The 14,403-nt window shown below is 43.8% G+C and carries 20 protein-coding genes; 3 read left to right on the top strand and 17 right to left on the bottom strand.

The features are described from left to right. Positions 1-72: 72 nt before the first annotated feature. From AC0VXY_RS05315 to AC0VXY_RS05300, 4 genes are all read right to left on the bottom strand, one after another. Positions 73-1,287, bottom strand: a complete 1,215-nt coding sequence (locus AC0VXY_RS05315) for an ATP-binding protein (protein ID WP_475527188.1) — start codon at positions 1,285-1,287, stop codon at positions 73-75. Between the two features lie 130 nt (positions 1,288-1,417). Beyond that, positions 1,418-2,035 carry a kinase gene (locus AC0VXY_RS05310; RefSeq protein ID WP_475527187.1) on the bottom strand — a complete coding sequence of 206 codons (618 nt, stop codon included), beginning with the start codon at positions 2,033-2,035 and terminating at the stop codon, positions 1,418-1,420. A 231-nt stretch (positions 2,036-2,266) separates the two neighbouring features. Continuing rightward, positions 2,267-4,231 (bottom strand): PhoX family protein, encoded by a 1,965-nt coding sequence (locus tag AC0VXY_RS05305; protein ID WP_475527813.1) that lies wholly within the window; start codon positions 4,229-4,231, stop codon positions 2,267-2,269. Between the two features lie 147 nt (positions 4,232-4,378). Next, positions 4,379-5,047: an RNA polymerase sigma factor gene (locus AC0VXY_RS05300; RefSeq protein ID WP_475527186.1), complete on the bottom strand. Its 669-nt coding sequence runs from the start codon at positions 5,045-5,047 to the stop codon at positions 4,379-4,381. A gap of 83 nt (positions 5,048-5,130) precedes the next feature. Between AC0VXY_RS05300 and AC0VXY_RS05295 the strand changes: the two genes are divergently transcribed. After that, positions 5,131-5,550 carry a VOC family protein gene (locus tag AC0VXY_RS05295; protein ID WP_475527185.1) on the top strand — a complete coding sequence of 140 codons (420 nt, stop codon included), beginning with the start codon at positions 5,131-5,133 and terminating at the stop codon, positions 5,548-5,550. A gap of 33 nt (positions 5,551-5,583) precedes the next feature. On the opposite strand, the gene AC0VXY_RS05290 is transcribed toward AC0VXY_RS05295, so the two are convergent. From AC0VXY_RS05290 to AC0VXY_RS05255, 8 genes are all read right to left on the bottom strand, one after another. Continuing rightward, positions 5,584-6,276, bottom strand: coding sequence for a hypothetical protein (locus AC0VXY_RS05290; RefSeq protein WP_475527184.1), 693 nt, complete (start codon positions 6,274-6,276; stop codon positions 5,584-5,586). Between the two features lie 156 nt (positions 6,277-6,432). Further along, a complete protein-coding gene (locus AC0VXY_RS05285) occupies positions 6,433-6,660 on the bottom strand; it encodes a DUF3953 domain-containing protein (RefSeq protein ID WP_475527812.1) in 228 nt (75 codons plus the stop codon). Between the two features lie 121 nt (positions 6,661-6,781). After that, positions 6,782-7,006: a hypothetical protein gene (locus AC0VXY_RS05280; protein WP_475527183.1), complete on the bottom strand. Its 225-nt coding sequence runs from the start codon at positions 7,004-7,006 to the stop codon at positions 6,782-6,784. After that, positions 7,003-7,245, bottom strand: coding sequence for a hypothetical protein (locus AC0VXY_RS05275; RefSeq protein ID WP_475527182.1), 243 nt, complete (start codon positions 7,243-7,245; stop codon positions 7,003-7,005). Before AC0VXY_RS05275 ends, AC0VXY_RS05280 begins: the two co-directional genes overlap by 4 nt. A 16-nt stretch (positions 7,246-7,261) precedes the next feature. After that, positions 7,262-7,462, bottom strand: coding sequence for a hypothetical protein (locus AC0VXY_RS05270; RefSeq protein WP_475527181.1), 201 nt, complete (start codon positions 7,460-7,462; stop codon positions 7,262-7,264). A gap of 118 nt (positions 7,463-7,580) precedes the next feature. Further along, positions 7,581-7,766 (bottom strand): hypothetical protein, encoded by a 186-nt coding sequence (locus AC0VXY_RS05265; protein WP_475527180.1) that lies wholly within the window; start codon positions 7,764-7,766, stop codon positions 7,581-7,583. A gap of 89 nt (positions 7,767-7,855) precedes the next feature. After that, entirely contained in the window at positions 7,856-8,041 is a 186-nt protein-coding gene (locus AC0VXY_RS05260) for an SE1832 family protein (protein ID WP_475527179.1), read from the bottom strand. A 20-nt stretch (positions 8,042-8,061) separates the two neighbouring features. After that, complete coding sequence (locus AC0VXY_RS05255) at positions 8,062-8,658, bottom strand: TetR/AcrR family transcriptional regulator (RefSeq protein WP_475527178.1); 597 nt, start codon at positions 8,656-8,658, stop codon at positions 8,062-8,064. Positions 8,659-8,912: 254 nt separating this feature from the next. Between AC0VXY_RS05255 and AC0VXY_RS05250 the strand changes: the two genes are divergently transcribed. Next, positions 8,913-10,331, top strand: a complete 1,419-nt coding sequence (locus AC0VXY_RS05250) for a DHA2 family efflux MFS transporter permease subunit (protein ID WP_475527811.1) — start codon at positions 8,913-8,915, stop codon at positions 10,329-10,331. 45 nt (positions 10,332-10,376) lie between these two features. Here the strand turns inward: AC0VXY_RS05250 and AC0VXY_RS05245 are convergent, their stop codons facing one another. Together AC0VXY_RS05245 and AC0VXY_RS05240 are read right to left on the bottom strand one after the other, a co-directional pair. Then, complete coding sequence (locus AC0VXY_RS05245) at positions 10,377-10,739, bottom strand: DUF4181 domain-containing protein (RefSeq protein WP_475527177.1); 363 nt, start codon at positions 10,737-10,739, stop codon at positions 10,377-10,379. Between the two features lie 198 nt (positions 10,740-10,937). Further along, complete coding sequence (locus tag AC0VXY_RS05240; RefSeq protein ID WP_475527176.1) at positions 10,938-11,231, bottom strand: hypothetical protein; 294 nt, start codon at positions 11,229-11,231, stop codon at positions 10,938-10,940. A gap of 191 nt (positions 11,232-11,422) precedes the next feature. Between AC0VXY_RS05240 and AC0VXY_RS05235 the strand changes: the two genes are divergently transcribed. Continuing rightward, positions 11,423-12,775: a polysaccharide deacetylase family protein gene (locus AC0VXY_RS05235; RefSeq protein ID WP_475527175.1), complete on the top strand. Its 1,353-nt coding sequence runs from the start codon at positions 11,423-11,425 to the stop codon at positions 12,773-12,775. A gap of 27 nt (positions 12,776-12,802) precedes the next feature. On the opposite strand, the gene AC0VXY_RS05230 is transcribed toward AC0VXY_RS05235, so the two are convergent. Genes AC0VXY_RS05230 through AC0VXY_RS05220 form a run of 3 tightly spaced genes read right to left on the bottom strand, consistent with a single transcriptional unit; the run spans position 12,803 to position 14,352 of the window. Beyond that, a complete protein-coding gene (locus AC0VXY_RS05230) occupies positions 12,803-13,396 on the bottom strand; it encodes a YdeI/OmpD-associated family protein (protein WP_475527174.1) in 594 nt (197 codons plus the stop codon). Positions 13,397-13,414: 18 nt separating this feature from the next. Further along, entirely contained in the window at positions 13,415-13,786 is a 372-nt protein-coding gene (locus AC0VXY_RS05225) for an iron chaperone (protein WP_475527810.1), read from the bottom strand. A gap of 23 nt (positions 13,787-13,809) precedes the next feature. After that, on the bottom strand, positions 13,810-14,352 hold the full coding sequence (locus tag AC0VXY_RS05220) for a GNAT family N-acetyltransferase (protein ID WP_475527173.1): 543 nt from the start codon (positions 14,350-14,352) through the stop codon (positions 13,810-13,812). Between the last annotated feature and the right edge of the window lie 51 nt (positions 14,353-14,403).

Raw genomic sequence — 14,403 nt, 5'->3', positions numbered from 1 at the left:
CCGTGTCAAATTTTCTTTATGTGGGAGCAGTAGAAAAAACGGCTTTGACCGATAAGGGTCTAAGCCGTTTTTTTACGTTTCAACACGCGGAAATTCAATGACAAACTCGGTACCGACCCCTTCTTCGCTTTCCACACTGATGCTCCCTTTGAAGGAACGGATGATTTGATAGCTGACCATCATCCCAAGCCCGGTACCCTTTTCTTTGAGAGAATAATAGGGTGAGCCGAGGCGGTCGACTTGTTTCGGGTTCATGCCGATTCCCTGGTCTTTGATGGTGATTCTGATGTGTCCGTCATCGGTTGAGTGACAGGCGATCCAGACGGTTCCACCATCGGGCATGGATTCAACGGCATTTTTCAGAATATTGATCAGTGACTGGTTCAGCTTTTGAGGATTTGCTTTAATCCAGCAGTCATCCGCTATATCAGATTTGAACTCCACCTGCTGGTTTATGCTGAATGTTTGAATGAGCGTGGTGACTCGCTTTAACTGTTCACCGACATTGATGGTCCCGTATGTATTCATGGAGGGCTTGCCGAACGCCAGGAAGTCGTTGATGATTTCATTGGCCCGGTCCAATTCTTCAATGGACACCTTGATATATTCCTTCTTATGATGAGCCAAGTCCGGCTCATCAAGGAGCTGAAGAAAACCCCGGGTCACCTGCATGGGATTGCGGATTTCATGGGCAAACACACTGGTCAGCTCACTGATCATCCTGAATTTCTCCGCATCCTGGACCTCAAGTCTCAGCTGATGGGTCTCACGGATCTTCTCAATTAATACCGTGCAGAAACAGGTAACGGAGACGGTAAGAAGAAGATGGATACCTTGGGCTTTCAAAACGGGGAGTGAGATCCCATTCATAAGACTGAACACCGTCATGCCACAGAGGCAATACAGGCAGGATAATCCAGTTGCAATCATCACTCTTCGATCCTTTTTCACCCGGATAAACATTCGTTGAACGTACAAAATGACAGGCAGGGTGATGACCAGAACAAGGATTGTCGTATAAAGGCCCATGGTGATTCCTGAAGTCATGCGATACAAGATAATCAGGACCGACAGAAATAACCCCGGCCATATCCCGAGATATAATGTCCCGAAAAGGAGCGGAATAAATCGCAAATCGAGGCGATTTCCTCCCCCATACTCTACGGGGAAAGACATACATAACAGGATGGACGCTCCCCATAACAGGGTCACGAACATCTTGATTGCGCGGTCATTCTTTACTTTTTCAAGAATAAAAGTGAAATAACTGAATATAGGTATGATCATTAGGGTGAGCTGCAGCAGAAAATCTTTCACTATACTCATCTGGGCACCATTCGCCTTCTGTTTATATATAGTTCTATTTTAACAAAAAAACAGATGAAGATAGAGAATATTTCAACAATTTATGACATTTTCAGAATCTTTCAATATAGTCTGCTTGTCCGGCCGGATTTTCGTGAAGAAGATAATAATCCTCTGCCAGCCAGTATCTTCTCTTATACTTTTCGACCCTTGCCTGCTCATCACCGAGGTAGGTGTCCCGCCCGATGACTCTTTTGGTTCTGAGTTCCTGGGGACAGTCCAAAAAAATCACATAGTCAAAGAAATTGCGCCACTCTTTCCGCTGCAGGAAGACGCCTTCAATCAGGACCACCTTCACCCCTTCAAGCTGGATGGGTTTCGATACGACTGAGTCCGCACTGGATTCATAGAATGGTAATGTGATAGAGTCACTGCCTCTATATAACCTTTGAAAAAGCTCTTTACGAAGCTGTTCTATATTCCACTGAAGCGAGTAATATTCATACCATTCCTCGTTCCCTGTTCCATACCGCTTACTCTTTTCCACAATGTAGTCGTCCATATGCAGAATAACCGCGTCATACTTTGCGAGCATAAATTCCTGTTTCACATTTAGGGCAAGGGTCGTCTTCCCCGATCCACCCAATCCATCTATCCCGACAATGAAGGGACGGTGTTTTAGTTGGTGTTGTTGATAGTGAGAAAATAATGATGTGGTTACATTCTTCATAAACCTTCCCCTCGTGGATACGTCTGATCATTTAATGCTTTTTCGGCTTCTTCAAGCGCCCACTCCAAAAAAAATCGATCGGTGCGCATTTTCCCCCTCCTTATAAATCACTCATATACCAATTATTTCAAATTAAGACAAATAACTCAATGATACTTTCATAAAAAAGAGGTCTGCCCCCTTCACGCTCATGCTTTAACGTGTCGGTGACTGACCTGTATTCATCTTAGTTTATTTTTCTGAATTGTGATCTTTACGGTCTTTCTCTTTATGATCGTGATGCCCTTTATGGTGATGTTCACTTTTCGTATCCATACCAGGGATTCCGGAAATGTAGCCGACTCCGCCCGTTTCCATGATGCCTAGCGTATCTTTCATCGCTTGTTCCAATTCGTTTTTATCGACTGCTGTGATTTCTTTTTCATCAAGGTCTGCGCCTGGATGCTGATAATTGCTTAAGACATAGTGTGAATCTTTCATTGAATCCACTGCCCTTAACCCCGTAGCTTCTGCTCCGACCGGTACGGAAAGGATCCTGGAAAGCTTCTTCGTTTTTACATCATAGGCCCACACAAAGTTGTTCGTGTGCATGTCGCTGTCTTCTCCGATGTAGAGGGTATTCAGATCTTCAGAGAAGCTCAGGTTGTCAGGGTTTGCTACTAAATCCGGGTTTGCCGTGTTTCCTAGTTCATCCGGAGAAGAGAGGTCCTCTCCTAAAACAAATCCGTTCATGCTTGCTGGAACATAGTCACTGTCAATCTCCTCATCGTCATGATCTGTTTGACCTTCTTGAAGATTCAATTCATATGTGACACCCGATTCAATCTTCTGAAGTTGAATGTCGTCCTGAACGACTCCATCCTGCTTTTCCATGCTTCCTTCTTGATAAGAGATGGCCATATACGCTTTATGATCTTCCGCGTTGACGGCAAGTCCCTCCATTTTGTTGAATTCAGAAGTCGCTCCAAGGATGGCTCCGTAACGTCGTGGTTCTAAGAATGCTGCCGCTTTTTCCATGCCTGGTTTCACTTTTAGATATTCGACGGAATCATGGGAGTTCGTCTTAACAGCTGTAAATCCTTCTGTTGGCTCTTCCGTTGTTTCAAAAATATCGCTGAATGTCACTCCACCGTCGATCATATCTTTGATTTCTTTGTCCGTCCCGTGTCCAAGCTTGATCCAATTTAAATCTCCAGATCCGCCTTTTTCTGTACCGGTTTGGTTGAACTTAGCCGCATATAGAGTTCCTGCTGAGAAATCTTTTGCTTTATCCGCTACATACATGAACATCATCGTGTTGCCACCGTCGTCACCGAAAATCGCCGTTTTGTTATCCGGAAGGACTTGCATCATTTCATGAGAGAATCGCCCAGTGCTGTAATGCTTGACGACAGAAGACTTTCCGTCATGTGAAACGGAGATTTCCGGGATCCATCCGTAATTGTAAGGATTTGCTTTGGATTCATCATGGAAGTAATAGTTGGCAAAGTTGCTGACTTCTTTATACGCATCGGAATCTTTGTTTTCAAATTCTCTGGCATCCGGCTCATATTCCTCAGAACCAAGGTGTGTGCCCCAATCCGTTGTGGATCCGTTACATGGGTTCCATAATCCATCTACACTTGAGAAATCAATCTTATGGGCTTCTTTCACTGAAAGCTCGCCCGTCTTTTTATCATGGTCAAGTTCAGATAAGGTCATGGACGCTGGCAGACCTGAAATCTCGTCACCGGCATTATTTTGGGAATCGTATTCAAAGTGGGAAACCATGAATGACTTGTTCCCCTTCGTCAGAAGGCTGTTCGAATCCGGTGCATCTGAAATAAAGTAGGAAGGATTCGCTGGAACACTTTTGTCCATGATCGGATCACCGTTCACATCGATTGGCGTTCCTGCAGGAATCATTTCACCCTTATTGGAGACGATTTTATCCTTTGATAGGTAGAGTTGATCATAGTTAAGGGGTAATTCTTTTACTGTTCCATCTTTATACGTCACTTTGATTGTTGCTGTTGTATACGTTTTTACCATGTTTTTAATATTGTCAGGAGCTTTCATAGAAGAGAATTCAACACTCTCAATTTTCTTGTGTGAATCTTTCTTTTTACCGTGACCCTCATGGTCGAAAGCCATTGCTGTTAAGGATGAAGATGCGAGTAACGCCATCGATAATCCGATTGATAGTCTTTTTTTCATCATTAAAACCTCCCGATGTATTTGCTACTACTCTAGTAAAACATGGAATGGTTAAGTCAGTATGAATACAATCAGGGTAATTTTAAGCCTATGTAAATATTCATTTACGTTACGATATCAAGTCACACGTATAAGGTCATGGATCCATTAGAGGGTTGATGAAGCAGTGGTAAGAGTGGAGGCAACCTCCAGAATATTCCCCTCAGGGTCGATGATATGAAAGACTGAACCTCCTTGAGATCTTTTCGCCTTAAAATGGTGCGTTTCCAACAGGCGATAGTATTGAAAAATCCGGGAAGGGTCCGACTGCTTGATGGCGATTGAGAGTCCCTGGATCAATTGGGGATTGGAGAATGCAGGAACAGGCAGATCTTCCGGAGCGTCATTCAGTTTTTTTCTGGAACGATGAAGAGCTGTCTTGATGGACTCGTCACTGACCTTGAGCATGGCCGCGATTTCTTTTGTCTTATAGTTAAATACATCTTTCAGGGTGATGAGCATTGCCTGTTGCAGGGGGAGTGCTGCAAGAAGGATCTCAATCAAAGCGTCGAATTCGGTAGGATCGCTTACTTTCCGAATGTCTTCATGATGAGAAAGAAACTCCTTCTTTTTTCTTTTTTCATCGATGAAAAGGTTTTTGGCCACTTTGTATAGAAAAGAGAAAGTGAACTCCCGACCCGGATCCTGCTTTTTTAACTGATAGATTTTCAGCATCGTTTCCTGTGTAAGATCTTCCGCCTGCCAAGATGAACCTGATAGTTTCAAGCAATAACGATACAGCTTGTTGACCGTTTGTTCCAGGTCATCAATAATCATTTCAGCCACCTCACATTTTTTTGTAACTTTTTCTTCATTATATTCGTTATACATAGGAATTTCATTTATAAGGAGAGGATACTATGTTTAAAATTGGAAGTGTATTTGTCCCTGTGACGAATATCAAGAAATCATCTGCCTGGTATGAGGAGCATTTAGGAGTGAAGAAAATCGACTCGTGGGAGGGCGGAGCCGGCTTTTTCTTACCAAGTGGATCGACACAATTTGGATTGATCGAAGTGGAAACCCCTCAGCCAACGGAGTTTGTCATTAAAGGAAAGCAGAAGAATAGCTATTTCAATTTTGTCGTTCAGGATGTCGATGCGATTCATAAGGAATTGAACGGCAAAGGTGTGGTGACAACTGAAATCGATGACTTCGGCGGGATGCGTTTTTTTGACTTCTTTGATCCGGACGGGAATCCATTCAGCGTGGTGAGCGAGGTGGAAGGATCTCCTTTTCACTCGGATAATGTGAAAAAGCTTCAGGAAATGAATCGCTGAACAAGAAAGGTGCCCGGGATCCCGGGCACCTTTTCATGATGATTCTACGGCCGTTTCGAGGGCGTCGAATGGTTCTTTCTCTTTCGAAGTAATCGTATAAACGGTCTTTCCTTTTTGCCACTTCACGACGGTTTCCGGATGTTCCTTGAATCCGTTGATAGTGATGACGCCCTTTTCGTCTGGTGCGGGCAAGTAGTTCTTTTCGAGATAATCTACGACTTTCTTTGCCATGTCCTCAGCTCCGTCATATCCATCAATTTTATATTGAGGATCCGTCGGAAAGTCGACTTTGATCAGCCAGTCGCCTTCATTCCAGTAAAGATACTCATGACCGGCTGCGCCTTCTTGGAGCCCTTTGATCCCATGACCCAGATCGATGTTCGTCTGATCGACCTTCTCATACCCATTGATGGCCGCAGCCGCGTCCTCGGCTGATTCATACTGCTGCTTTTGGATATCTTCATTTTCACTGCTCGTATCACTATTTGTTTCACCACTACTGTCCCCAGCATCTTCATTATTCCCACTAGTATCGGAGTTCACATCTTCACCGGTATTGTCATTTGCATTGCTTTCTTCATTCATATCCGTTGAAGTTTCCGCTTGATTTTCGTCCTGCATCTGATTGCTTTCGTCCTGATCGGATGCAGTCCCGTCTCCGCTACAGGCTGATAAAAATAACGCACTGCCAAGAAGTAGGGCTGCAGTATTCTTTTTAATCGACATTCCCGCACCACCTTTTAACGTATGTATACCACATTGGAAAGGAATTATTCAATAAATGATGGTAATTGAGTTATCAATTGGGTGAAGAAGGGTATGGTCAAGGGAATGTAAAATGAGGTGATAAAGTATGAGAATGACGAAGGTGGGTCCGTCCTATTAATGAAAAAATAAAAACCCTTGAATCGAAGAGTACAGGCAAAGTAAACCGGTTAAGAGTAATAACCATCCCATCCCCTTATGATTCCTCTGAATTTCTTCAATCCCCATGATTCCAATGGATAGACCACCCATCAACATCAAAAGTTCAATCCATTGATATTCCTGCATCACCAGTAAATAGGTCGCTAGGACGAAACTCGCCAAAGAGCAAACAGTACCTACCATCCTTAACAAGACATCACTTCTCCTTTTCCGTGTTCAAAAAGTCAATCTCCTTCCTTTGAAGAAAGGCTTCTTCCTTGATTTCGCTGATGAGAAGAGATTTAAAGACTTTCATTACAACCTTTTATTTTTGTCCTATTTCTTCCTCATTCCTCTTTGCCCTTTTATATCCTTGTACGGACCGTGCTAACATAACGGCCATGCCCCCGATCAGATAGAGCGGCTGACTATCGAAATGATCTTCGATGACTATATCTTGGAACAGGATAAAGCAACCATATAAAATCCAAAAGCCTGTGAAGTATATGGCAAACAGCCAGAATCTTGGATACATTTTTTCTTTTTTCATGTATTCTCTCCTGTGTTTATATGAATATCGACATCTTTACCGGCCCTTCCCTGTTTATAAAGCTCCACTGCTATCGGCAATCGGTACTTCACTGCCTTGCTGCTTCCTGCAACAAAGATACAATCACCGTTCATTTGATCGTCTTGAATTGAAGAGAATAATAGACGTGTCATTTGCTCATTTGTAAGATGTTCATGATTTATTTTAGAAATGTACATTCCGTCCCTCGCTGTCTTCAATAATTGGCATCTAATTTTATTCCATTAGACTCTTTTCTTTTTTAATCGTATGAATGGTAAAGATCAACCCCGTAAATCCCGCAAAAAATGACGGCGGAAGACTCCACATGAGATATCGCCAATCCCCCGTATACAAAGAGACGAAGAGAAACAAAATCGGAAACCCGACCAATACGATGACGGATATGAGTAATGCCAATCGATTCCTTTTTTTCATAGTGAACCTCCATTTTGATGTACTGAGCACCCCCTATATTTTAACATAATTTTCCTATAATTGATTTTCTAAAACAAAAAAGAGGCACTTTTCCATTCAAAGAAAAGTGCCCGTTGCTTCATCTTTTAAGGAGCAGGAATAGTATCAGAAAAATGATCATTCCCAGAAATAAAAGATATCCCATCCCCATGCTGTATACGAAATAGACTCTAACATGGAGGAGGATGCGGATGATATGAAAGATCAGGATGCATAAGAGCACCATAATGACGATATTGACCTGTCTGTCCCGGTTTCGATACATAGAAATCAGCTCCAATCAAAGAGCTAGTACAAGATGAGACTTGTACCCTTTGTCTTTCTATATACTTATTTTCCTTTGTACCTCATTATTCATCCAACATCGATTGCTTCCAACTGTTTACGTAAATCTGAAAGCTCAGTCTCGAGTTCGTCTAGTTTCCTTTGCTGGATATCCGTGTTTCTGCCGAAGGACTCGAGCTTTTCAAGGTCCCCCTGAATACGGATATAGTCCAATTTCACTTCGTTTACTTTGTATTCCAGTTCTTCTTTCGTCATGTGGTTCATTCCTTTCATCTTTATTGGTGATCGAATCCTCTAGTATGGATCAAGTAAAATTGCCTTGCCAAAAAAGCGGGGGTATAGGGCATATCATTTCGCAGCCATGATTCTATTATCCCGATGATCGCCGCTGCATCGTACCATATGAAGATTTCCTGCTGGATGCCGGCTTTTTGCACGAAGGACGCCTCTCCCCGGCTTTCGATCCTGGTTACAAGCCAGTTGGTGAAAAAGGTCAGGATTCTCTCTTTAAAAATGGGGATTCTTCTCGTCGCAAGAACCGTTTTATAAAACTTCCCATTCAGGGAGATATGTTCAAGGAACCTCTTCAGCATTCTGATATTTTCTTCATGATCCAGTTTCTGGTCCGTTTCCGGTTCTCCCAACACGCTCGAGATTTCAAGGATCATCTCATCGGCCATCTTATCCAGCATATCCGAAATATCCTGATAATGCAGGTAAAACGTTACCCGATTGATGGTGGCCGCTTCTGTGAGCCGATTGACGGTTAATTTCTCAAGATCCATTTCCTGTAGCAATTGAACAAAGGCGTCCTTCAGCAACTGGCGTGTTCGCAGGATCCTCGGATCGGTCTGTTTCTTCTTGTTACTCATATCATCTCTCCTTTCCTCGATACTAATTGACGATTTAGGCGATTCTGTTGAGTTTCCCACGATTAATCAACAAAGAATTTCAGAGTGTAAACTAATCAACACAACGAACCGTACTGTTCATTGAAAGCTTCCCGGATAGCTTCTATAATTTAATTTATGTTTTGTTTAGTATACTACACAATGTAAATTAAGCCCATGAAAGGAAGTGGAAAGGATTGAGCACCGTTACTAGCTCTATAAAAAAAGGACCCGTCATGACCATCATGATTCTGGGCGCCTTCTTTACGATATTTAATCAAACGACCATGACCGTCGCCCTTCCCACCATCATGGACGTGTTCAGCATTGATGCGGCCACCGGGCAATGGCTGACGACGGGATATATGCTCGTGAACGGGGTCCTGATTCCCGTCACCGGCTTTTTAATGCAACGCTATACGACGAGGCAGTTATTCCTGAGTGCCATGCTGATCTTTCTGGTGGGTACGGTTGTCTCGGCCCTCGCACCCAATTTCCCTATTTTGCTGACGGGACGGCTGATCCAGGCTGCGTCCACCGGTATTATAATGCCGCTCTTGATGAATGTGGTGCTGAAACTCTATCCTCCGGAAAAAAGGGGAACCGCCATGGGAACCGTCGGCCTGGCGATCATTTTCGCTCCGGCGATCGGACCTACACTGACAGGCTATGTCCTTGATGTGTTCCCTTGGCAGACGTTATTTTATGGAATGATTCCGTTCATACTGATCATCATCTTGTGCGGATTCATTTTTCTCAAAAATGTGTCGGAAACGATTGAAAGCAAGATGGATATGATCAGCTTGATCCTTTCCACGATTGGATTCGGAGCCTTACTTTATGGGTTCAGTGAAGCAGGCAGTGAAGGCTGGGGCAGTATCGAGGTCATTGCCACACTGTTTGTCGGGATTGTAGCCGTCGGGCTATTTTCATGGAGACAGCTGGTCACGGAACGACCATTTCTTGACCTTAGAGCGTTCCGGTACAATATGTTCACGTTGACTACTCTCATCAATTGCGTGATTACGATGGTCATGTATGCAGATATGATCCTGCTTCCGTTGTATCTCCAAAATGCCAGGGGATTCACGGCGTTAGAAGCAGGATTCCTGATGCTCCCAGGTGCATTACTGATGGGGCTGTTGAGTCCTGCCGTTGGAAGATTATTCGACCGTTTCGGGGCAAAATGGCTTTCAGTGATTGGAATCACCATCATACTTGTCACGACGTACACATTCACGGATTTAACGGATTCAACAAGTTACATGCATCTGATCCTGATGTATGCCGGCCGCCGAATCGGGATGGCCCTCTTCCTGATGCCGCTGCAGACGGCTGGGTTGAACCAATTGCCATCAAGTCTCCATTCACACGGGACCGCCATTTCCAATACGGCAAGGCAGGTAGCCGGTGCCATCGGGACGTCCCTCCTCGTCACAATCATGACGAGCAGGACGAAAGACCATCTCCAGGACATCATGACGGGAGGCACCGATCAATCACAAGCCCATATGGTTATGGAAGCATCGATACAGGGCATCAGCGATACCTACTTTGCCATCATGATCATCGGCGCCGTGAGTTTAGTCCTGTCCTTCTTCATCAAGAAGATAGAACAGGCACCCGAGGAGACACTCACATCCCGTTCTAGCTAGCATGAAAGGGAGGGATCATCTGTGACAGATGATCCCTCCCTCTTGTTATTCAGAAAGAATATGGAACGAATACCCAAACGTAATAAATACAATGAATATAACCAGTCCGAGTAAGGTAATGATGTATTCTTTCTCCCCCGATTTCCACTGCATATAGGCGTCAAATAACCCAATGACCATAATGATCAGAAGACTTTTTAGCCATGAAGAGAAAAATACCCAGATGACAAAGAAAATGATCCACAGAATTCGGTTCCCCCATTTGTGAAAGGAATTGATCTCCTGCGCTTCACGCCGCCTCACAATCTTCCATTTCTTCCTGGCTGTTTTTTCACTCACATAAAAGATTAATATGAATACGACAATATACAAAATAAATTGATAGATATCATTCAGGATGATGTTCATCTTCTCAGGCACTCACTTTCTATTGATCTCATTTCTATAGCTTTATGTGGAACCAATAATAGTAGCTTAGTAACACCACACTGACCGCCATGATGAAAGTGTAGTGACTACGACAAACCCTTTTTCAGAGGCCCGAAAACCTCTCTTCAGCAGATTCCCTACAATTCTGAAATGTACCATCCACGTTGCCAATTTTGTTCAGTTCCCTTTGCTCCTTATTTTCCGAACGATTAAAAATACAATAAACCCAACAAAATAAAATCCGCTCAATAACCAAAGATACGTAACCTCATTGGTCTTAAGGGAAATGAGGAATATATCTATCGGATAGATATCACTGCAATAGTCAACATCCTGAGGGGTAAAAATGAACTTCTGTTTACATTCCGATTGTGACATATAGGCGATCTTGCTTGTAAGGAAGATCGAGTTGACATATGAGAGAAGAAAAATGGGTATCGAGAGTGCCCATAGTATCCACCATTTTTTCATCGAATCCCTCCTTAAAACCGCTCTTCTTCTTTAATAGACGATTGTGATATCCGTTAAGTTTCACAAAAACCACCATTTCCCATTTATTCTAAAAAATAAAAAATAAGCATTGAATTGTCCCGATTAATTTGAAATAATTGGAATTGTCATTTTTATTCCAAATACCTTTTTACCAGAAAAGAGGATGACATATGCTGAAAAAGATACCATTCAGTCGGATACGCTGGCCGGGGTGGGTTGTGCTGATCATACTAGGATTTTCTTTCGTTTATGGGATGGCTCAGCTCGTCGATGCGATCCGGTTCGACCCTGAATCGGAAGGATCATCTCCACTGGGCATTGACTTCAAGACGGAATCGACGAATACAGATATGTACACGATGTCCATCAAAACTCCGGTTATAGAGGATCCACAAATCAATAAGCCTCTCAAAGGCTGGATCAAGAAAGAAAAGGAAGACTTCTTAACAAGGGTCCAGGAGAACAAGAAAGAGCTTGGAGAAGGGTACCGTGCCCACCTCATCATCCAGGCCGACAGCAGGAAATCGACACATGATACATATAGCATCATGTTTCACTCGTATCAGCTCGTCAATGATGTACGGGGAAAAGAGCATGTAAAGACCTTTACCCTCGATGTGTCAGAAAAGAAGTTCGTCAAGCTGCCGGACATCATGACGACGAATGATGAAATGATCCAAACGATCCGGACTCGTCTTCAAGCTCATCCCAATGTGAAACTGCAGGAAGCTTTAAAGGATCCCGCATCGTGGAATTGGATTTTAAATGAGAAAGCACTTACCCTCTATTTCAATGATATCGAGGAAGCCGGTCCCACCAGGGTGGAAGTCCCCATCCATGCCATCCTTCCCTATCTGGATGATAAGACAGCCGACAGCCTGGAAGTGGTAGAGGCGTCGTTCGGAGTGGGAGAGAAATATGTAGCCCTCACCTTTGATGACGGTCCCGATCCTCACGTGACACCACGGATTTTAAACGTATTGAAAGAACATCACGTCCAGGCAACCTTTTTCATGTTAGGCAGTCAAGCGGAGAAATACCCGGCCGTTGCGAAGAGCGTGGCAGAAGCCGGACATGAAATCGGCAATCATACGGATCATCATACGGATTTAACGAAAATCGGCAGAGAGCAAATGGTTCAGGAAGTCTTGGCATCCCGTCAGAAAATCATTGGTGCGACGAAGGAAATCCCCGTCATTCTACGGCCTCCTTATGGTGCGATCAATCGAGACGTAGAAACGGTCGCCGATGATAATGGGACTTCACTCGTCCTCTGGTCCGTCGACTCACTTGATTGGAAAAACAAGAATGCAGCCGCCATCAATCGTGTCGTGGAGAAGGAAATCGCTCCCGGGGCCATCATCCTCCTCCATGATGTTCATTCCACTACGGCCGATGCGTTACCGACCTTGCTTACGACTCTTGAAAAAGAGGGCTATCGTTTCCTCACCGTCTCTCAACTTCAGTCGAAGCTGGCAGCGGAAACCGCGAGCCCCTTTTACGGAAATATGAAAAAGGGATGAAGCTTTTATATGCTTCATCCCTCTCCTTTATTCATCATTCATGCCCTTACCGTCCAGAATATGCTGTACGTACTTCTCCACCCTCGACTCCCGGGTTTTCGCTTGTTTCGCTTTTGAAATAAAAAGGATATAGGCTCTTTGACGACCCGGAGTCAGCTTTTCGAATGCTATTTTCAGCTCCGGCATGTCTTCGAATTTCTGTTGAAGTTCATCTGGCACGGAATATTCTTCCGTCTTTTTCAATTCCACTTGTAATCCTGCTTTTTCAACTTCTATCGCTTCCTGTATATACGCTTCCAGGATCGACTTCATTTCAATGATTTCTTCTGCACTAGTGAACCGGATCTGCCGGGCTGCCTGCACATTTTCCGTCTGTTGGATCAGAATCCCTTGAGGATCCTTGAAGAGCGCCCCTTTATGAAACAGGAGGGCACAGTAGTCTTTAAATCCATGCATGAGCACGATGTTCTTCCCATCTAATGTGTAACATGGATGCATCCACTTGATTTCTTCCTCCAACTCCTCAAAGGAAAGGAGGATACTTCTCAGGCGCTCATATTCTTCCTGCCACTGCTTCGCTTTTTTTATAAAACCATCGACCTTGCGATTAGGCTTGATCACATGCACCACTCCTTTCTTCTATTTTCGCCAAAAGCCCGTAAATTCAGCTTTTCCCTGAATATTATAGCCGATGATATCCTCAAGCAGTCTGTAATCGACAGGATCTTTCCACGGAATGCGAAACAACCCTTTCGTCGAACTGTAACCGGCTTCTTTTATGCGATCGGCAAAGTGAGTCATCGTGACCTCTTCAGGAGCAATGCTCACATGATGCTTTGCAGTCGAGATCCCGATGATAAAGGTACCATGATCCGTAAACATCGGGGTATTCCACTTGATGGCGGGTTCCAGTTGTGGGAATGTTTCCTGCACCCAGGTCAGGATTTCTTCCATCCGCGTACGATGCTCGGGATGATCGATCGCGGCTAAATAAGTTGAAAAGACGTCCATTTCCATTTCCATTTCCTCCTTCACTACTTCCTTTTGCTTCGTAAAACCGTGATAAACCCGTCCAATATATCATGAGAAACCGAAAACCCTTTTCGCTTGTAGAATGCCAGTGCCTCATGGTTTCCATTTGAAGTAAAGACAAAATAGTCCTCGATGTCCTCAAACGTTTTCAACCATTCCATCGACATGGTGAATAGTTTCGATCCCATGCCGAATTGCCGATACCCCTCTTTAATATAAAATTGCGATAGGCAGCCAACGTTTTCTTTTTGTACAGATGATAGGTCGAAAAGCGTGGCAAAATCATTCGAATACGCTTCCTTCGACGATATGTTCGTATACACATAGGCGATGATTTCGTCCTGTTGATCGTGATCCTTCACGATCACAAGATAATTGTGCAAGGCACTCCTGATCGAGTGCAGCATCCGTGTGTCAAAATTCATGCTGTCAAACCGTTCCGGTGCAATGGATGCTTTCGACTTCTGAAAGAGCATCAGTTCATTGCAAAGCTCCCGGCAGCATTCAGCCTTTTCTTCAGGAATTACTTCGTATTGTAGATTCATCTTTATCATTCCCTTGTTATAAGCTTGGGTAATCTCTTATGTAGGTATTTC

The organism is Rossellomorea sp. QJM3NY_18, from assembly GCF_056173145.1.
The sequence above is the reverse complement of the archived record's forward strand: the minus strand, read 5'-3'. Positions and strand labels throughout refer to the sequence as shown.